General features: G+C 36.7%; 21 protein-coding genes. 20 read left to right on the top strand and 1 reads right to left on the bottom strand.

From position 1 onward, the window contains the following. Nucleotide 1 precedes the first annotated feature (1 nt). The 19 genes from rfbA to MKY00_RS26405 all read left to right on the top strand — a co-directional run bounded on the left by rfbA (nt 2) and on the right by MKY00_RS26405 (nt 18,599). Nucleotides 2-895, top strand: coding sequence for a glucose-1-phosphate thymidylyltransferase RfbA (rfbA, locus tag MKY00_RS26495; RefSeq protein ID WP_016718975.1), 894 nt, complete (start codon nt 2-4; stop codon nt 893-895). Nucleotides 896-908: 13 nt separating this feature from the next. Next, nucleotides 909-1,466 carry a dTDP-4-dehydrorhamnose 3,5-epimerase gene (gene rfbC / locus MKY00_RS26490; RefSeq protein ID WP_016718974.1) on the top strand — a complete coding sequence of 186 codons (558 nt, stop codon included), beginning with the start codon at nt 909-911 and terminating at the stop codon, nt 1,464-1,466. Between the two features lie 11 nt (nt 1,467-1,477). After that, nucleotides 1,478-2,497, top strand: a complete 1,020-nt coding sequence (gene rfbB, locus MKY00_RS26485) for a dTDP-glucose 4,6-dehydratase (protein WP_016718973.1) — start codon at nt 1,478-1,480, stop codon at nt 2,495-2,497. Between the two features lie 3 nt (nt 2,498-2,500). Further along, nucleotides 2,501-3,340, top strand: coding sequence for a dTDP-4-dehydrorhamnose reductase (gene rfbD / locus MKY00_RS26480; RefSeq protein ID WP_016718972.1), 840 nt, complete (start codon nt 2,501-2,503; stop codon nt 3,338-3,340). A gap of 266 nt (nt 3,341-3,606) precedes the next feature. Then, complete coding sequence (galE, locus tag MKY00_RS26475) at nt 3,607-4,614, top strand: UDP-glucose 4-epimerase GalE (protein WP_016718971.1); 1,008 nt, start codon at nt 3,607-3,609, stop codon at nt 4,612-4,614. A gap of 102 nt (nt 4,615-4,716) precedes the next feature. Then, nucleotides 4,717-5,628, top strand: coding sequence for a polyisoprenyl-teichoic acid--peptidoglycan teichoic acid transferase TagU (gene tagU / locus MKY00_RS26470; RefSeq protein ID WP_016718970.1), 912 nt, complete (start codon nt 4,717-4,719; stop codon nt 5,626-5,628). Nucleotides 5,629-5,726: 98 nt separating this feature from the next. Further along, nucleotides 5,727-6,545 (top strand): SGNH/GDSL hydrolase family protein, encoded by an 819-nt coding sequence (locus tag MKY00_RS26465; protein WP_016718969.1) that lies wholly within the window; start codon nt 5,727-5,729, stop codon nt 6,543-6,545. Nucleotides 6,546-6,635: 90 nt separating this feature from the next. Further along, complete coding sequence (galE, locus tag MKY00_RS26460; protein WP_000095013.1) at nt 6,636-7,628, top strand: UDP-glucose 4-epimerase GalE; 993 nt, start codon at nt 6,636-6,638, stop codon at nt 7,626-7,628. Nucleotides 7,629-7,749: 121 nt separating this feature from the next. Continuing rightward, entirely contained in the window at nt 7,750-8,421 is a 672-nt protein-coding gene (locus tag MKY00_RS26455) for a response regulator transcription factor (RefSeq protein WP_000699577.1), read from the top strand. Between the two features lie 11 nt (nt 8,422-8,432). Beyond that, nucleotides 8,433-9,863 (top strand): HAMP domain-containing sensor histidine kinase, encoded by a 1,431-nt coding sequence (locus MKY00_RS26450; RefSeq protein WP_000054051.1) that lies wholly within the window; start codon nt 8,433-8,435, stop codon nt 9,861-9,863. 66 nt (nt 9,864-9,929) lie between these two features. Beyond that, nucleotides 9,930-10,712: a DUF3919 family protein gene (locus MKY00_RS26445; RefSeq protein WP_016718968.1), complete on the top strand. Its 783-nt coding sequence runs from the start codon at nt 9,930-9,932 to the stop codon at nt 10,710-10,712. Next, nucleotides 10,709-11,743, top strand: a complete 1,035-nt coding sequence (locus MKY00_RS26440; RefSeq protein ID WP_016718967.1) for an ABC transporter substrate-binding protein — start codon at nt 10,709-10,711, stop codon at nt 11,741-11,743. Before MKY00_RS26445 ends, MKY00_RS26440 begins: the two co-directional genes overlap by 4 nt. A 19-nt stretch (nt 11,744-11,762) precedes the next feature. Beyond that, a complete protein-coding gene (locus MKY00_RS26435; RefSeq protein ID WP_000477605.1) occupies nt 11,763-13,097 on the top strand; it encodes an MFS transporter in 1,335 nt (444 codons plus the stop codon). A gap of 240 nt (nt 13,098-13,337) precedes the next feature. Further along, nucleotides 13,338-14,531 (top strand): efflux RND transporter periplasmic adaptor subunit, encoded by a 1,194-nt coding sequence (locus MKY00_RS26430; RefSeq protein ID WP_016718966.1) that lies wholly within the window; start codon nt 13,338-13,340, stop codon nt 14,529-14,531. Next, nucleotides 14,528-15,208, top strand: a complete 681-nt coding sequence (locus MKY00_RS26425; RefSeq protein ID WP_000631615.1) for an ABC transporter ATP-binding protein — start codon at nt 14,528-14,530, stop codon at nt 15,206-15,208. Before MKY00_RS26430 ends, MKY00_RS26425 begins: the two co-directional genes overlap by 4 nt. After that, nucleotides 15,205-16,404 (top strand): ABC transporter permease, encoded by a 1,200-nt coding sequence (locus MKY00_RS26420; protein WP_016718965.1) that lies wholly within the window; start codon nt 15,205-15,207, stop codon nt 16,402-16,404. Before MKY00_RS26425 ends, MKY00_RS26420 begins: the two co-directional genes overlap by 4 nt. 113 nt (nt 16,405-16,517) lie before the next feature. Beyond that, nucleotides 16,518-17,216 carry a Yip1 family protein gene (locus MKY00_RS26415; RefSeq protein ID WP_016718964.1) on the top strand — a complete coding sequence of 233 codons (699 nt, stop codon included), beginning with the start codon at nt 16,518-16,520 and terminating at the stop codon, nt 17,214-17,216. Nucleotides 17,217-17,232: 16 nt separating this feature from the next. Beyond that, a complete protein-coding gene (locus MKY00_RS26410) occupies nt 17,233-17,910 on the top strand; it encodes a Yip1 family protein (protein ID WP_016718963.1) in 678 nt (225 codons plus the stop codon). Nucleotides 17,911-18,128: 218 nt separating this feature from the next. Continuing rightward, nucleotides 18,129-18,599, top strand: a complete 471-nt coding sequence (locus MKY00_RS26405; RefSeq protein ID WP_016718962.1) for a sigma-70 family RNA polymerase sigma factor — start codon at nt 18,129-18,131, stop codon at nt 18,597-18,599. Between the two features lie 55 nt (nt 18,600-18,654). On the opposite strand, the gene MKY00_RS26400 is transcribed toward MKY00_RS26405, so the two are convergent. Then, nucleotides 18,655-19,161, bottom strand: a complete 507-nt coding sequence (locus MKY00_RS26400; RefSeq protein WP_000997440.1) for a competence protein ComK — start codon at nt 19,159-19,161, stop codon at nt 18,655-18,657. A gap of 194 nt (nt 19,162-19,355) precedes the next feature. On the opposite strand from MKY00_RS26400, the gene MKY00_RS26395 reads away from it, so the two are divergent. Next, on the top strand, nt 19,356-19,754 hold the full coding sequence (locus tag MKY00_RS26395; RefSeq protein ID WP_000747726.1) for a DUF4359 domain-containing protein: 399 nt from the start codon (nt 19,356-19,358) through the stop codon (nt 19,752-19,754). Nucleotides 19,755-19,757 lie beyond the last annotated feature (3 nt).

The following is a 19,757-nucleotide window of genomic DNA, read 5'->3' as shown; positions in this document are numbered from 1 at the left end:
TATGAAAGGGATTATTTTAGCTGGTGGAAGCGGCACACGCCTATATCCACTAACACAGGCGGTATCTAAACAATTATTACCAATATATGACAAGCCGATGATTTATTACCCATTATCTGTACTGATGCTTGCTGGTATTCGGGAAATTTTAATTATTTCAACCCCACAGGATACACCTCGTTTTAAGGAGTTATTGGGAGATGGTTCACAGTTTGGGATAAAGCTCGAATATGCTGTGCAACCTTCACCAGATGGTTTAGCTCAGGCATTTATTATTGGAGAAGAGTTTATTGGCGATGACTCTGTAGCTCTTGTTCTTGGTGATAATTTATTTTATGGACATGGTTTAACAAAATTATTACAAAATGCTGTAGAACGTCAAGAGAGCGCAACTGTTTTTGGGTATTATGTAAATGATCCCGAACGTTTTGGGGTTGTAGAATTTGATGAATATGGAAAGGCAATTTCTATTGAAGAAAAACCAGAAGATCCAAAATCACAATATGCTGTAACGGGTTTATATTTCTATGATAATCGTGTTGTAGAAATTGCAAAAAATATTCAACCATCACCTCGTGGTGAATTAGAGATTACTGATATTAATAAGGTGTATTTACAATTACAAGAGTTGCATGTTGAAATTCTTGGGCGTGGTTTTTCTTGGTTAGACTCTGGTACGCACGAGTCGTTATTAGAGGCATCTCAATTTATTGAAACAATTGAAAAGCGTCAAAGTTTAAAAGTAGCTTGTTTAGAGGAGATAGCGTTTAGAAAAGGATATATTACCCGTGAGCAACTACTTGAATTAGCAGAACCAATGAGAAAAAATCAATACGGTCAATATTTAATTCGATTGGCAGAGCAAAGTAAACAAAAGCAACCAATTTATCAATAAAGGAGTACGTATAATGAATATTGTTGAAACCAGGATTCCAGATATAGTTATTTTAGAGCCTAAAGTATTTGGCGATCATCGGGGTTATTTTATGGAAAGTTATAGTAAAACTGTTTTTGATAAGCTTGGTTTAGATTATGAATTTATTCAGGATAATCAATCTTTATCCGTACCTGCTGGAACCTTGAGAGGATTACATTTCCAATTAAATCCTAGAGCACAGACGAAGATAGTACGTTGTATTACAGGTGCCATTTATGATGTAGCTGTTGATATTCGTAAAGGCTCACCTACATATGGTCAGTGGGTTGGTGTTATTTTAAGTGAACATAATAAGCGTCAATTAGTAGTTCCAAAAGGGTTTGCACATGGATTTTGTACACTAGTACCGAATTCGACTGTGGCGTATAAAGTGGATGAATACTATTCTCCCGAGCATGATGCAGGTATTTTGTGGAATGATTCAGCATTAGGAATAGATTGGCCGGTAAGTGAACCGATTCTATCAGAAAAGGATACTAAACATCCACTATTAGAAGAAGCAAATATTAATTTTGTGTACGAGAAATAAGGAGGACTAACATGAAAGTATTAGTAACAGGTGGAGCAGGGTTTATTGGAAGTAACTTTGTTCGATATATGGTGAAGAAGTATCCGGAATATAATATTGTAAACTTAGATTCGTTAACATATGCAGGTAATTTAGAAAATCTAAAAGATATTGAGGAATTACCTAATTATAAATTTGTCAAAGGTGATATAGCAGATCGTCAGTTTATTAATCAATTATTTAAAGACGAAAAGTTTGATTATGTATTAAATTTTGCTGCAGAATCACATGTTGATAGAAGTATTACAAATCCTGATATCTTTATTCAAACAAATATTCAAGGTACACAAGTATTACTAGATGCTGCAAAAAATGCAGAAGTAAAAAAATACTTACAAGTTTCAACGGATGAGGTATACGGAACTTTAGGTGAAACAGGTTACTTTACGGAAGAAACACCGTTGGCATCAAATAGCCCTTATAGTTCAAGTAAAGCTGGTGCAGACTTATTAGTTCGTGCTTATCATGAAACATTTGGGTTGCCTGTGAATATTACACGCTGTTCAAATAATTATGGGCCGTTCCATTTCCCAGAGAAGTTAATTCCTCTAATGATTATTAATGCACTGGATGATAAACAATTACCAGTATATGGTGATGGCTTAAATGTACGTGATTGGTTGCATGTGGAGGATCATTGTCAGGCAATTGACTTAGTACTTCATAAAGGAAAAAATGGTGAAGTGTACAATGTTGGTGGAAACAATGAGCGTACAAATATTGAAATTGTAAAAACAATCTTAAAAGCATTAGATAAGCCAGAATCGCTAATTAAGTATGTTACAGATCGTCCAGGTCATGATCGACGCTATGCAATTGATGCGACAAAACTTCGTGAAGAGTTAGGTTGGTCGCCAAAGTATAACTTTGATACAGGTATTGAGCAAACTATTAAATGGTATTTAGAAAATCAAGATTGGTGGAAAAATATTATTTCTGGAGAATACCAAGAATACTTCAAGAATCAATATGCGAATAGATTAGAGGTATAAAATATGAGGGTATTAGTAACAGGAGCTAAAGGTCAGTTAGGTCAAGATGTAGTAAAGTTATTAAAAGAACAGACATGGGAAGTTTTTGGATTCGGTAGAGAAGAGTTAAATATTACAGATGAAAAACAAGTAAGCGAAAAAGTATTATTAATTCAGCCGGATATTATTATTCATACGGCAGCATATACACAAGTAGATCAAGCGGAAAGTGATGAAGAAGTTGCTTTTAAAGTCAATGCTGAAGGAACGAAATACTTGGCTCAAGTTGCTGAAGCAGTAGGGGCAAAGTTTTGTTATGTAAGTACTGATTACGTTTTTGATGGAACAAAAGACACTCCATATAAAGCTGATGATCAAACAAATCCTCAGACTGTATACGGTAAATCAAAATTAGTTGGAGAACAGTATACACGAGAGTATTGTTCAAAAAGTTATATTGTTAGAACATCTTGGGTATTTGGTTTATATGGTAATAATTTTGTGAAAACAATGCTACGTTTGGCAGAGGAGAATAAAGAATTAGGAGTTGTTCATGACCAAGTAGGTTCACCAACTTATACCGCTGATTTAGCAAGATTTATTATTAGCCTTGTACAAACTGATAAATATGGAGTATATCATGGTTCTAATTCAGGAGTGTGCTCATGGTATGAATTTGCAAAAGAGATATTCAAGCAATCTGAGATTGAAGTAATAGTTAATCCGCTAAAGACGGAAGATTTTCCAAGGCCTGCTGTACGCCCTAAATATTCAGTGCTTGATAAAGGAATGATTCAACAAAATGGCTTTGAAGCATTACCGGATTGGAAAGTAGCTTTAGGAAACTTTCTAAAAATTCTTTAAGAGGCTAATGTTTAAAGTAATGACTTTTGAAGAGAGTATTACTATTAGGAAAATAAAGAACCAAAGTAGATATATTGCGATATCTTTTAATTAATAGTTATATAAGGTAATTATTAAAATCATAGATTTTTAGAAACATATGTCTGTGCATATCTTGTCGGGGAAGTAGACTGCGAAAAATACTTTTTATATTTAAATATTGCTATAGCATTATGACATGAAATCAAAAATTAAGAGTAACATTGAATTTGAGGAGGACTATAATTATGGCGATACTTGTAACAGGTGGAGCAGGATATATTGGTAGTCATACATGCGTAGAATTACTGAATAATGATTATGAAATTATTGTAGTAGATAATTTGTCGAATAGCTCAGTAGAGTCTATCAATCGAGTGAAAGAGTTAACAGGAAAACAATTTAAGTTTTATAAAGAAGATCTTGTGAATTACGAGGCACTGAATAAAATTTTTGAGGAAAATACAATTGAGGCTGTTATTCACTTTGCAGGTTTGAAAGCCGTGGGTGAATCAGTAGCAAAGCCATTAACGTACTATCATAATAATATTATTAGTACATTAACATTATGTGAAGTGATGCAAAAGCGTAATGTGAAGAAGATGATCTTTAGTTCATCTGCAACTGTATATGGTATCCCGGAAACGTCACCGATTACAGAGGAGTTTCCATTAAGTGCAACAAATCCATATGGTCAAACAAAATTAATGATTGAACAAATGATGCGTGATGTAGCATTTGCAGATGCGGAATGGAGTATCGCATTACTTCGTTATTTCAACCCATTTGGTGCGCATGAAAGTGGACGAATTGGGGAAGATCCAAATGGAATTCCAAATAACTTAATGCCATATGTCACACAAGTAGCAGTAGGTAAGCTAAAGGAATTAAGGGTATTTGGAAATGACTATCTAACGAAAGATGGCACGGGAGTCCGTGATTACATCCATGTTGTAGACTTAGCAAATGGTCATGTAAAAGCGCTTGAAAAAGTACTGAATACAACGGGAGTAGATGCTTATAACCTCGGTACAGGCACAGGTTATAGTGTGCTTGAGATGGTTGAAGCGTTTGAAAAAGTTTCGGGTAAGAAAGTTCCTTATAAAATTACGGAGCGTCGCCCTGGTGATGTAGCAGTATGCTTTGCCGATGCTTCGAAAGCGAAGCTTGAACTAAGGTGGGAAGCAACACGTGGATTAGAAGAGATGTGTGCGGATTCTTGGAGATGGCAATCAACAAATAAGGATGGATATTAATAAGTTAAAGGGGATTTTTAACTATTTCATCCTTATTAGAAAAGCAGTACGTTTATATTAGACTAAGTTAGTAGAGTGGTCTATGGAAAGAAGGTTAAGATAATGAAGAAAAAACTACTGTTTTGGGTATTAGGGATTTTAGGAGTGGTTATTATAGGGGGAGGGATTTACGCCTATAATATATACTCCTCAGTTTCTAAAACGTTGGATGAGGTTCATAAGCCACTAAAACGTGATCAAAATGTGCGAAAGCAAGAAGAAAAAATTGAAAAATCTGCGCCTGTTTCGATTTTGTTATTAGGAGCAGATGAAATTAAAGAAGATAAAGGGCGCTCCGATTCTTTAATGATCATCACGCTAAATCCTAAAAATAATTCAATGAAAACAGTAAGTATACCTCGTGATACATATACAGAAATTGTTGGAAAAGGAAAAAGTGATAAAATTAACCATGCGTATGCATTTGGTGGCGTAGATATGTCCGTGGCAACAGTAGAAAAATTCTTAAATGTTCCCATCAATTATTATATTGAAGTAAATATGGAAGGGTTTAAGGATATTGTAGATGCTGTTGGAGGGGTAGATGTATATAATGATTTAGAGTTTTCTTTGGAGGGGGTTCATTTATCTAAGGGAAATATTCATTTAAACGGTTATGAAGCGCTAAAATATACTAGAATGCGTAAAGAAGACCCACGCGGCGACTTCGGACGCCAAATGCGTCAACGTCAAGTAATGCAAGCCGTTATTAAGAAGGGCGCAAGCTTCTCTTCTTTATCAAGCTACGGTGATGTGTTAACAGCGATTCAAAAGAATGTGAAGACAAACTTAACGCAAGATCAAATGTTTGATATGCAAAAGAACTATAAAGATTGCTTGAAAAATAGTGAAGAAATTCAAATCCCAGGTGACGGACACAAAGCCGCTGATGGTATTTGGTACTACTATGTTCCAGATGCAGCAAAACAAGATATTACGAATAAGTTAAGATCACATCTTGAATTGACTAAGTAATATGTAATAACCCAACTCCTTTGGTAGGGATTGGGTTTATTTTTGCGTGAATTTATATTAGTATTATATGTTGTGAGATTAATAGATGAGGTGAATCGATGAATAAGAAAGCAGTATTTGTCCTAGTTATTTTTGTATTGTTTGTCGCTTCGGTTGTGAGCGGTAAATTATACTGGAATAAGAAGGTTGCGAATGCAACAGGACAAACGAGTGAAGTAACGAAAACGAAGTCTGAAGTTAAAGATAGTGGAACGAAGAAATCAGAGAAGAAACAAGATGCGAAGTCATCTTTTAATGAAGCATATGCGAAGAATTTACCAGATGAAGTGAAAGAGAAGTTAAAGAAAGCTGCTGAGGATAAAAAGGCAGTCAACCTTGTTATTGTTGGTGATGAAGCTTCTTCATCTGCAAAAGATGCTTGGGCAGCTAAGTTAACGGCTAATTTAGAAACTGCTTACGGTAAAGGTTTGTGGAATGTGACAGTAAAGGAATATAAGGGTGAAAGTACAGAGGCATTAATTTTATATAAACGTGATAAAGAAATCGCGGAAGGTAATCCAGATGTAATTTTATTTGAACCACCATTCATTACTGATAATAATGAAATTGGTAATGGAAACTCTGTGGCAAGTACGCAAAAATTTGTACAAGCACTTTCTACTAGTGCAAAGGGTGCTACAATTATGATTCAACCACCAAACCCAGTGTATGGTGCGAAGAATTATCCGAAGGCAATTGAGGCGTTAAAGCAATTTGCGACGCAAAATGGTTATACATATGTGGATCATTGGGGAGCATGGCCTGATGCGTCAACGAAGGCTATTTTGCCATATTTAACAGAAGAATTCGGTTTCCCAAGTGCTAAAGGCCACGAAGTTTGGGCACAATATGTAACGGATTATTTCGTTGCTAAGTAATAAAGGTACACAAAAGGTATACGAGCAATCGTATACCTTTTATAATAAGAGAGTGAATAAGAAATCCTAATATATAGTAGGAGGAAGACAATGAGTTCAATCCTAATTTGCGGCGGAGCTGGTTATATCGGTTCTCACGCTGTGAAAAAATTAGTAGACGAAGGTTTATCTGTAGTAGTAGTAGATAACTTACAAACGGGTCATGAGGATGCAATTACGGAAGGTGCGAAGTTTTATAATGGCGACCTTCGTGATAAAGCATTTTTAAGAGATGTGTTTACACAAGAAAATATTGAGGCGGTTATGCATTTCGCAGCTGATTCTTTAGTGGGAGTTAGTATGGAGAAGCCTCTGCAATATTATAATAACAATGTGTATGGTGCACTTTGTTTATTAGAGGTAATGGATGAGTTTAAGGTAGATAAGTTTATTTTCTCTTCTACTGCAGCGACGTATGGTGAGGTAGATGTAGACCTTATTACTGAGGAAACGATGACAAATCCAACGAATACGTATGGAGAAACGAAGTTAGCAATCGAGAAGATGCTTCATTGGTATAGCCAAGCTTCTAATTTACGTTATAAGATTTTCAGATACTTTAACGTGGCTGGTGCAACTCCAAATGGTATTATTGGGGAAGATCACCGTCCAGAGACACATTTAATTCCTCTTGTATTGCAAGTGGCGTTAGGTCAACGTGAGAAGATTATGATGTTTGGTGATGACTATAATACACCAGATGGTACTTGTATCCGTGATTATATTCATGTTGAAGATTTAGTAGCGGCTCACTTCTTAGGTCTTAAGGACTTACAGAACGGCGGAGAAAGTGATTTCTATAACTTAGGAAATGGTAATGGTTTCAGTGTAAAAGAAATCGTTGATGCAGTTCGTGAAGTTACAAATCATGAAATTCCAGCTGAAGTAGCGCCGCGCCGTGCGGGAGATCCAGCACGTTTAGTTGCTTCTTCTCAGAAAGCGAAGGAGAAGTTAGGATGGGATCCTCAGTATGTAAATGTGAAGACAATCATTGAGCATGCTTGGAATTGGCATCAGAAGAAACCTAATGGTTATGATAAGTAAGACTAATAAGTGAAGGAGAGGGTATTGTCGTTCAACATATGTTCGACAATACCCTCTCTTTTTTTATAAGATTTTTGCTATACTAAACTGTACTATAATACAGGATGGAAGGAGGAGAATGATGAAAATACTTGTAGTGGATGATGAATCGAGTATTCGTAATTTGATTCGGATGCAGCTTGAGATGGAAGGATATGAAGTGCTTACGGCGGCTGACGGGAGAGAAGCTTTAGAGAGATGGAATGAAGGGCCGGATGTTTTGATTTTGGATGTTATGCTTCCAGATACAGATGGGTATGAGTTACTTCGTTTGTTCCGGGAGAAGGATCGGGATATTCCAGTGCTCATGTTAACTGCGAAGAGTCAGATGAATGATAAATTGCTTGGCTTGCAGCTTGGTGCAGATGATTATGTGACGAAGCCATTTAATTATGCGGAGCTTATTCTTCGGGTCAAGAATATGACGCGGCGCGTGAAGAAGAAGGAGGTAACGGTAAGCCATGAAGTAATCGGGGCGGGAGAGATAACGATTTGTCCTAAGGAAAGAAAAGTGCATGTGAGTGGGCAAGAGATTCAGTTAACGTACCGAGAGTTTAATTTATGTCAGTTGTTTGTTTCCAATCCGCAGCGTGTATTTATGAGAGATGAGTTACTTGAGAAAGTATGGGGATTTGAGTATATCGGAAATACGAGAGCGGTTGATATTATGGTGCAAAGACTGCGGAAGAAGCTCGGGAATAGCGGAGAATATATTAAGACAATTTATGGCGTTGGTTATAAACTGGATTGTTAAGTGGTGATGGTATGTCTTTAAAAAGAAATATGGTGTTTGGAATCGTTGGACTATTAATCCCGATATTTGTTCTTTTGTACGCAGTTGTTTATATTACGTTAGAAAAGAATATGTATCATAACGCGGCAAATTCTTTAGAAAAGTTAAGTGTAGAAGCACAAATTTATACGATGAATTATTTAGAGAAGGAAGCAGAGGTAGAGACGCTCGGTCCTAATTCACTTTTAATTGCTTCATATTTAGCGAAGCGCATGGATGTCCGTGTACAGATGATCGGGAAGAATGGGGATGTTGTGGCGGATACGCAAAAGGGAGCACTTCTTCATCGGAATATTGATATTGAGAGTTCTTTGAAGGGAAAGAAATCTTATGTGTTTGAAGAGGGAGACCCAGCTCCAATTCTTTTGTTTTCAAGCCCGGTTTATTATGGAAACGATGTCATTGGTAGTGTTCGTTTTATAAATGAGTTAACGGGTGAGAAGGAAGTGTTAACAAATGTCGGTTGGACGTTTTTAATGACGTCTCTTTGTCTCGTAGCTGCAGGTATTTTCTTTGCAATTCGTTTAGCAAAGTCTCTTCATAAGCCGATTGATCAGTTAAGGCAAATGGCGCACCGGCTTGCGAATGGTGATTATAAAAGTAAGATTGAGCTAAATGAATATGTGGAAATTGCGCAGCTTTCAGCGTCTTTTAATGCGATGGCTGATGGGATTGAACTACATATTAAGCAATTGAAGGAAGAGAAAGAGAAGCAGAAAGATTTCTTAGATCGCATTACGCATGAGCTAAAAACACCGCTAACGGCGATTATTGGCTATGTGGATTTAATTCCGAAGTTAAAGGAGAAGGAAGATGTACAGGAGAGCTTGCGCTATGTAGCTGTAGAAAGTGAGCGTTTATTATCACTTGTAGAGGAATTACTTAAGTCTTCAAAGTACGGGACGAGTACGTTTGAAATATCACCTACAGTTGTGAATATAAAGGAATTAGCCGAAGAAGCAGTTTCAATCGTGAAACCTCGTCTGCAGAAGTTTGAGATTGAAGTTATTAATGAGTTAACAGATGTATATGTTGTTGCCGATTTCGATAAGACGAAACAGATCTTCTTAAATGTGCTAGATAATACGATAAAATATAGCGATGCTACGCAAATTCGTATGAATGTCATTGTAAATGAACGTGAGGCGAAGGTGTTTGTTCATGATGATGGCATTGGTATAGATGAAGGTGTGCTGGCAGAGTGGAATGAATCGCCAGAAGGAAAGGTACTTTCTTCTAGTTACGGGAATGGTTACGGTTTGTATATTTGTCAGGAGATTATGAATAAGCAGGGCGGAAGTATGCGGATTGAGAGTAGTGAAGAGGTTGGTACTACCATATTTATTACATTCTTACTTCCGAGACGGATGGAAGACATAAAAAACTTGAAAGCGGTTAAATGATACATTTATGAAACAATTATGCGGTATTTTCGAAACAACGTTTTTTTATCTTGGAGGTAGGCAGAAATGAAAAGGCTATCATTTCAAATTCTTATGTTTGTCCTTTGTATAATCGTTTCTCTTATTTTGTTTTATGTGATGGAGAAGCAAATATATAATCGGATCACAATCGTGAATGACAAACAAGCTGTTTTACAAAGAGTGAATGAATCCCTGCCTACTGAAATGAAGGTTAGGCATGAAAAGTGGGGAGAAATTGTTATAACGGATGAAGTTCGTTTGCATACGATTGTTTCATTCTTTGACCGAATTCAAATCAATCCGAGTGAAGCTAAGAATCAAGAACAAGTATTTACTGGAGAAGTAACGTACTTGAATGGACAGAAACGTACTTTTGCAGTAGGTGACTTGTTCCAGTACGGGGCTGATATGTACGGAAAGAATGGTACGGATCCAATGATTTCAGCATTGCAAACGTATTTGTTAAGCCTGTATTACACACCAGAACGTATTCATGATTTTTTTGCGTCAGCACAGGATGTCATAGTACGCCAAGGTGGTGTAGAACGTGCGGTGAATGTTACGCACATACTTGATTCGATTCGGTATGCAAAGCAAATTACAGATTACGGAGAAATCCAGAAGTTATTACAATCACAGAATGAACCGATCGCTTATATTACCGCTTATAAAAATGGTAAGCGTATAAAGAATGAGCGTGAAGACATTCTTACTATTTCTGTGTATCCATCGTATTTTGTTGTGCAATATCTCGGTGATAATAATGGGAATGTCATGTATATGAAAAGCTCCCTCGCAAATGTATTTGTAAAGGAGAATGTGTCATGAGAAAGATAGCCTTTTTCTTCTTTTTGCTAGTAATTGGAGGAGCGATGTCTAGTTGCTCTCGAGATACAACCTCTATTAAATATAATAAAAGTGGTCTCCCTATTTTGAATGATCGTCATCTTGTTGCGTATGTAGCGGCTCGCGAGGAAGTTGGGGAAGCGTTGCTTTCATCATTTTGTAAACCACGCGGCTGTACGTATGAATTTATTCGTCTTTCGACAGAAGAGCTTCTTCGCAGGGTAGAAGAGGAAGCTGGAAATCCGAAAGCGGATATTATTATTGGCGGTACGGTAGACGCGCATCAAATGATGAAGCAAAAAAATCTATCTATTCCTGTTACGAGTCAGCATGCGAACCGTATTTCAAAAACTGTGAAAGATAAAGACGGTTATTGGTACGGTTATGAAGTAGAGAAGCTGGCAATTGCGATCAATAAAGAGCGGTGGAACGAAGAATTAGCACCGCTCGGACTTCCTTATCCATCGAGGTGGCAAGATTTATTAAATCCAGCATATAAGGGAAAGATTGTTATGCCAGATCCAAATGTTTCAGGAACAGCCTATACGTTTTTTCAATCACTTATTGATACTGTAGGTGAAGAGGAAGCGAAAGAATATGTTAAGAACTTTGCAGGGCAAGTTGGTGAAGTAACGGTGAATGGTTACATGCCAGTAGAGCTTGTTGCGAGTGGTGAGTATATGATAGGCATCAATTTCATGGGAGATCAGAGAATGCTTCAAAAACAAGGCTTTCCAGTTGTAAGTATCGTACCTGAGCAAACAGGGCTATCTGTTAATGCGATTTCGAAACTAAAACGTGCACCGAACGGTATTATTGCGGATTTATTTATTGATTATTGTTTATCAGAAGAAGCGGGTCACATTTTAGAAAAGGTTTCGTTTGGCGTACCAACGATGTTTGCGAAGAACGAGAAAGAAATAGAAGGACAGCCGGTTAGAAGATCGAACCAACATATATCAAATAGTGGAATAATCGAGATATGGAATAGACAACGTCTCTCTCAGAAGTGAGAAAAGGAGACGAAAGAATATGTTTAAATGGCTCAAGCCAGCACCTGCAATTGAAAGATTGCCTGCGGATATGATCGACCGTGTATATCGATTACTACGTATTCGTGTGTTAATCGGAATTTCAGTTGGATATGCTGCTTATTATTTAGTTCGTAGTAACTTTACGTTATCAAGTACGTATTTAGTACAAGAATACGGTTTTAGTACAGCTCAAATTGGTCTACTAGGTTCAGTAATGGCAATTGTTTATGGATTTAGTAAGTTCTTTATGGGCAATTTATCAGATAAAGCTTTCGCCCAGCGCTTTATCGCGGTCGGTTTATTTTTATCAGGGCTTGTAAATATTTGCTTCGGCTTTGCATCTTCATTTGGGATGATCGTTACATTACTTGTTGTGAACGGTATTGTACAAGGTATGGGAGCACCACCTTGTAGTATCGTTATGACGAAATGGTTCTCGAAGAAAGAACGTGGTACGAAAACAGGTCTTTGGAATATTTCACATAACGTTGGTGGAATGCTTGTACCACCACTTGTCGGAATTGGTGTAGGTATTTTTGGTGAAAATCATTGGCAAGGCGGCGTGTTTATTTTCCCAGCGATTATCGCAATGGTAATTGCAGTTCTTGTTTGGATTAATGCGAAGGATACACCGGAATCAGAAGGTCTTCCTCCAATTGATGAGTATCGTAATGACTATGAAAATCTTGAAAAAGCAGATCATGCTAACAAGATGTCACCAAAAGAAATTTTAATGAAGTATGTAGTGAAAAATAAATTTGTATGGTTCTTATGTATTGCAAATGCATTCGTTTATTTAATTCGTTTCGGCGTTATTAACTGGGTTCCACTTTATTTAACGACAGTTAAAGGTTTCTCAAAAAATGAAGCACATGCGGCGTACGCAATCTTTGAAGGTATGGCAATTCCAAGTTCATTAATCGTTGGTCTTTTAAGTGATAAATTATTTAAAGGAAAACGTATGCCATTATGTATCATTAGTATGGTCGGAGTTGTTATTGGTACGTTTGTATATTGGCAAGCAACTAGCATACTTGTTGTAAGTATTGCAGTTTCTATTATCGGTTGTTTAATTTATGTACCACAATTCTTAATCGGTTTAAGTGCGATGGAATTAGTACCGAAATTTGCAGTAGGTACGACAGTTGGTATGTGTGGTCTGTTCGGTTACGTAGGCGGAAGTCTTGTAGCAAACGCAGCAATTGGTGTTATCGTTGATCGTTCTGGCTGGGATGGTTGCTTCATCTTACTATTAACAGGTGCTATTTTATCAACGATCTTCTTGTTCATCGTTCAACGTGGACATGAAAGCAAAGCTCCTAAAGCGGCGTAATATTTTGTTTGAAAAGCTATCCAATTATCATTTTGGATAGCTTTTCTTATATTACTATAATCTTTCCTTAAATCTATCTTAAAAGACATAATGTCATATTTCTAATCATTGGAATTTTTGTTACAATATAAATGGATGTGTAAAACTTTGTAAAAAGAATGTAATAATATGTAATTCATTTTCAGAAAGTTTTATACAATTTTTATATTAAACTATTAAGTTATAAAAAGGAGAGAGAATATGGTACCAAATACGGTTCGTACTCCAAACAAGAAGAAGAAATGGATTATTATCGGGGTTATTGCACTAATTGTTATTGTAGCAGCAGTTAATATTTTTGTAATGCAAGGGAAGAAGAAGGGGGCATCAACATCTGCTGATGCTGTAAGTTTCGAGAAGGTAACGGAGCGTAAGCTGAATAATACGAAGTTAATTTCAGGTCAAGTGAAGCCTGGGAATATTGAAAGTTTTTATGCGGATCCGGCCAAAGGAAAAGTGAAAGATATTGAGGTAAAAGAAGGACAAGAGGTAGAGAAGGGTGCGAAGTTATTCTCTTATGATAATGAAGAGATTAATCTTCAAATGAAGCAAGCTGAGCTTGATCAGAAGATGGCAGATATGCGTTATGATCAAGGGAAGAAGAAAATTGATTCGTTGAAGAAAGAAATTAAGAAGGCGAAAGATAGCGGAGCTGGGAAAGAAGTAACAGATCCGATGGAAGAGCAAGTAAGTGAGCTGGAGATGGCGCAAAAGACAACTGATCTTGAGAAAGAGAAAGGGAAGTTGCAGAAAGAAGAGTTAAGTAAAAAGCAGAAAGAGCTTACGATTTATAGTAACTTTGCGGGTGTCGTTCAAAAGTTAGATAAAGATGCGGCGCAAAGTTCATCTCAAGCGTTAGGTGGTCAAGGGAAAGCCTTTTTACAAGTGGCTTCTAAAGATCCGTTCCAAATTCAAGGGACGTTAACTGAGCTTCAAAAATCACAAATTCAAAAAGATCAAACATTTACTGTTACTGCGAAAGCAAATAATAAGAAGAAGTGGACAGGTAAGATTACAGAAGTAAGTGAATTCCCAACAAGTGCAGAGATGGCACAAGCTGGCGGTATGGGTGAAGCGACTCAAAATATGTCTCAATATACATATAAAGCAAGTCTTGATAGTCAAGATGGTTTATCTCCAGGTTATCACGTTTCTCTGCAAGTAAATTTAGAGAATAAGAAGATGGTTGCTGTTCCGACTAAGAGCATTGTAGAAAAAGGTGATGATGCATTTGTTTATGTTGAGGATAAAGGAAAGCTTCGCAAACAAAATGTGAAAAAAGGTTCTACTGATGGAGACTGGACAGAGATTACTGAAGGCGTAACAGTGGGGCAAAAGGTGGTTAAAAATCCTTCCGACGATGTGTATGACGGAATGGAAGTGAAAGAGAAATGATTACGTTAAATAATATTGCTAAAACGTATTATCAAGGAAAATTGGCAGTGCCGATTTTGCATGGTATTAGTTTAACAATTCAAGGCGGGGAGTTCGTTTCGATTATGGGACCGTCTGGTTCTGGTAAGTCAACGCTTATGAATATTATCGGCTGTTTAGATCGTCCAACAGAAGGCGAATATATGTTGAATGATGTGAATATCTTAACAGCAGACGAGTCAAAGCTTGCTTTAATTCGTAATGAATATATCGGTTTTGTGTTTCAGCACTTTAATTTGCTGCCGCGTCTTTCAGCAGTCGAAAATGTTGAGCTTCCGCTCGTATATGGTGGCATAAAGAAAGCAGAGCGTCGGAAGCGTGCTTTAGAGGCGTTAGGTAAAGTTGGATTAGCAGACCGCGTGCATCATTTACCGAACGAATTGTCAGGTGGACAGAAGCAGCGTGTAGCAATTGCAAGAGCGATCGCGAATAATCCAACGTTCATTATGGCCGATGAGCCGACTGGTGCGCTTGATACGAAGTCTGGTGAGCAAGTTATGGATATTTTCACGAAGCTTAATGCAGAAGGTACAACAATTGTTATGGTTACGCATGAAGAGGAAGTAGCAGCGTATTCTTCCCGACGCATTGTATTGCGAGACGGGAAAATTACAGAAGATAGAAGGTGTGCGGTATGAGTTTACTAGATAGTATAAAAATTGCCCTCTCTTCTATTTTAGCTCATAAACTGCGTTCAGCTCTTACGATGCTCGGTATTATTATCGGCGTTGGTTCTATTATTACTGTCGTTGCAATCGGGCAAGGCGGGGAAGCGATGCTGAAGTCGAAAATCGCTGGTTCTGGTAATAATCTTATGCCAATTCAATTTAAAGCAGATATTAATGACGAGTTTAATATGGGCGGGCATGAAATACCGAAGTTAACGGAAGAAGATATTCTGGAAGTAAAACAAGTGAAGGATGTATCCCACGTTATTACAACAAATCAGGGGATGGAGACACTTGATGTAAATGATAAAAAAGCAAATCTGAATGTTATTGGTCTTGATAATGAATATTTTGCCGTTAATAAAGTAAAGGTCGTAAAGGGACGTACTTTAAGTGAATCAGATATTTCTCATGCAAATAACGTTATGATGATTAGTACAAAAACAGAAGAAGTATTATTTAAGGACGTAAACCCAGTCGGGCAAATTATTGAGATGAAGGGACAACCGATGCAAATTGTCGGTGTGTATACATCTGATAATGAGTTTATGGGATTTGAAATGGAAGAAGCGTTAATTCCGCTTACGTTATGGCCTGTTTTATACGGAACAGATGATATTCAAAATATCGCAATTCAGTCGAAAAATGTAGATGATTTAGAATCGGCAGGGAAACAAGCGGTTGATGTATTAAATAGTCGTAAGCCAAGTGAAATTCCAGGTAAATATGAATTAGTAAACTTGAAAGAATTCCAAGAAGGTGTTTCTAAAGTTACTAACATTATGACGATGATTATTGGTGGTATCGCAGGTATTTCATTAGTCGTTGGTGGTATTGGTGTTATGAACATTATGCTCGTATCTGTAACGGAGCGTACGCGTGAAATCGGGATACGTAAAGCACTTGGGGCAACGCGTAGTAAAATTTTATTACAGTTTTTAATTGAAGCAGTTATGTTAACACTTCTAGGCGGCTTAATTGGAATTGGTCTTGGATATGGCGGAGCATATATCGTTTCCACATTCGCAAAATGGCCACCTCTTGTTTCATGGGAAGTTGTCGTCGGCGGCGTATTATTCTCGATGACACTCGGTATTATTTTCGGATTAATTCCAGCGAATAAAGCTGCGAAATTAGATCCAATTGAAGCATTACGTTATGAGTAATTACTAGTGTAGTAGAACTAAACATTACCGTTCTAGTGGGCGGTTCGTAGCCTCTATATGAGGAAGTGAACCGCCCGTTAGAACGGGTTATATAAATGGAAGGAGGCGTTATAATGGAAGCTAATGTGAATACACAAAAAGCTGGCGGAGAGAGACCGTCATTGTTTGGAATGATTACTTCTCCTGCTTTACAGTTTGAGAGAATGAAGACGAGCGAGAAAGTTTGGGGTATGTTCTTCTTAATGGCGCTATTACAGGGGCTTTTAAGTGGTCTTACTACGTACGTTACGAATACTTCACCTGAGATGGTTAAAATGAAAAAAGAATTAGGTGAATTTGCAGGACAGAGTTCACTGACATCTGACGTTATTTCTGGTATTGTGTCGGGTGCTGTAGGTGGTATGTTTGCAATAATCGTTGTAGCAGCTATCTATAAAGTATTTATGATGTTCTATGGGAATGATACCTCTTATAAAAAATTAGTAACGATTGTTGTATATGCGAACATTGTTGCTATTATTGGTGGATTTATTAATGGAATTATAGCTTTAATTTTAGGTGAAGCACCAAATGCATATACAAGTTTAGGACCACTATTTGAGCAAGGTTCACTCGCTTATGGAATCGGTAATACAATTGAAGTGTTCTATTTATGGAATATCGTTTTAATTTGGTTAGGACTGCAAATTACAGCGGGAGTAAGTAAAGTGAAAGCAGCTATTCCAATTATCGTTTTATTTATTATTAAAGCGTTATTCTTAGCAGCGATCGTTATGTTAATTGCGGCATTTTTACCAAATGTGCCAGTATAAATAAGGAGGCGTTATAATGGAGGCAAATATTAATACGCAAGATGCAGGTGGAAAGAAGCCATCATTATTTGGAATGATTACTTCTCCAGGTGAACAGTTTGAGAGAATGAAGACGAAAAGTCCGGTTTGGGTCGCATTTGTCTTATTCGTTTTATTAGGAACACTTATGGCAACAGGTGCAGCATACTTAACATTAATTAATACGCCAGAGATGGCAAAAGAGTTAAACGGTGAAGCGGGCGCAATGATAAAAGGATTTGCACTTGGTGGTGGAGCACTTGTTGGTGTAATAGGTACCCCTATAGGGCTATTTATTGCAGCTGGTTTTTATAAAATTATTATGATGTTTATGAGCAATGATACTCCGTACATGAAGATACTATCTATTTACTTATATGCTAATCTTGTTTATTATATCGGCGGATTGTTAAATGTAGCGTTAGGCTTTGTATTTGATGGAAATGGTGTTGATATTTATACAAGTTTAGCTCCTTTATTCGAAAAAGGGACAGTGTTACATGGAATTGGTTCTTCAATTGAAATCTTCAATATTTGGAGTTTGGTTTTAACGGGACTAGGATTACACATTGTAGCTGGTTTAAGTAAGAAACAAGCTACAACATTAATCGTAATTTTCTTCGTTCTATCAGTTGCATTAGGTGTTGTAAAAGGGTTAACTGGTATTGGTGCATAATATATTTGTTAAGAAAGGTGGCTCTCCCAAGAGTCACCTTTTTTATTTGTACCCTTACTTCAAATACCGCCGTTGAAATTTCAAATACAACCTAGTGTAATTTTAAATTTCAGCGATAGTATTTAAAATTACTCACAGTGAATTCCCCTCTTTATTTTTATATTGTGGAGGTACCGGCGGAATAATAAAGAGGTATACCTTTTAGAAGTAGGTACTGTGTGAAGCCAGCGACTTTTAAAGAGGCAGCTTTGTTGTATGAAGGATTGATTGTAAATCAAATAAAGAGGTTAGGGATCTATCAAGATTATGAAGAGTATTATCAATGTGGGTTAATCGGTCTTTGGCATGCGTATGAAAAGTTTGATGCGGAGAAAGGGAGTTTTCCTGCATATGCAGTTGTAACGGTGCGTGGTTATATATTAGAAAGGTTGAAGAAAGAGTTTGCAGTGCAAGAAAAGTGTGTATGTGTAGGAGAGTATGAGGATATCTTTCATTTTGAAGATATTGAAATGAAAGCGAAGGATTTTATGAGTGTATTAGATGAGAAGGAGAAGTATATTATTTTTGAGCGTTTTTTTGTAGGAAAGACGATGGGGGAAATCGCTTTAGAGACAGAGATGACCTATTATCAAGTGAGGTGGATGTATCGGCAAGCACTTGAGAAAATGCGAAATAGCTTAAGAGGATAAACATGATCATAAGAATGGAAGGCAAGTAATATTGCTTTCCATTCTACTTATTCTGTTAAGGTAGTAAATGTAGTAAGAGGCTTTTAAATTGTAGTGAATCTTGCATGTTCATACGTGATAATACATATCCGGCTTTTAATAATTGTTGTTTTAACTTATGTTGACTGATATGTATAGTTGTAGTTGTACCATTTGAAAAATGAATGGTAGCTTTTTTACTTTTTTTGAAAAACTCTATGTCATCTATATGGTTATAAAATAGCCATATACAGTTTGGAGAAGAAGGAGACTCTGTTGGAAAAGCACAAATATATTCTCGATGATTAATTGGAATCGGCACATTTCGTTTGAAATGAAAGTTTGTTTGAACTGCTTTCCGTCTACCTTGATAAGTAGAGTGAACATTGGTTAGACAAGATTTCTTGATAAGTTGGAGAGCAGTTTGACAGGAGTAAAGATGGTTCCCGCTACTTTCGATAATCTTTGTTTGATAGTAAGGGTGCTTGTGTGGTTCTAACATCATTGTAGAATTAGAAATAATAATATCATTTTCGTCATTCATAAATTCAATTCCCCCTTTATAAATGATAATAATTCTCAATATAATTATATACGAATTAAGTAAATTAATTGTTAATCTTTTATTTCATATTGTAAATTTTAGCTATTCGTTTACAATCAATAGATGATAGTCTTTCTAATTTGCATCGCTTGTACATATATATGAAAATAGAAAAGAGTAGGCGGTGAGATAGTATGAAGAAAAGGTATATTATTATGGCTCTAGTTGTTGTTCTTCTAGTATATTTAGCAAATAGTAATCCGAGTAAAGGTGAATATACGGATTGGGCAGCGAAGCAGTTTATGAAACGTAATGATGTAAGTAAGAAGCTAGACGAAGTTCAAAAGGAAAATGAAGAGGGGCTCCTTGGTGATTTAGCATCGGCTGGTAAGAAGTTGGCGAAAAAATATGTTGAGCCGCAAGTTGGATTGTTAATCGATCATTATACGAAGCGAGATGATTATATATTCTTCTCAACATATAAGACGGAATTTGATATCGGCGGAGAACACTATAAATATGTATGCGTCGGTTTTTCAAAAATCTTTATTCCAATTGAAATGCCGAAGAAAAAAGACGAATCTGCAAAATGATGC

It is taken from the genome of Bacillus sp. FSL R9-9834, assembly GCF_038006905.1.
In the GTDB taxonomy this organism is placed as follows: domain Bacteria; phylum Bacillota; class Bacilli; order Bacillales; family Bacillaceae_G; genus Bacillus_A; species Bacillus_A pacificus.
This window is presented reverse-complemented; position numbering and strand designations above follow the sequence as displayed.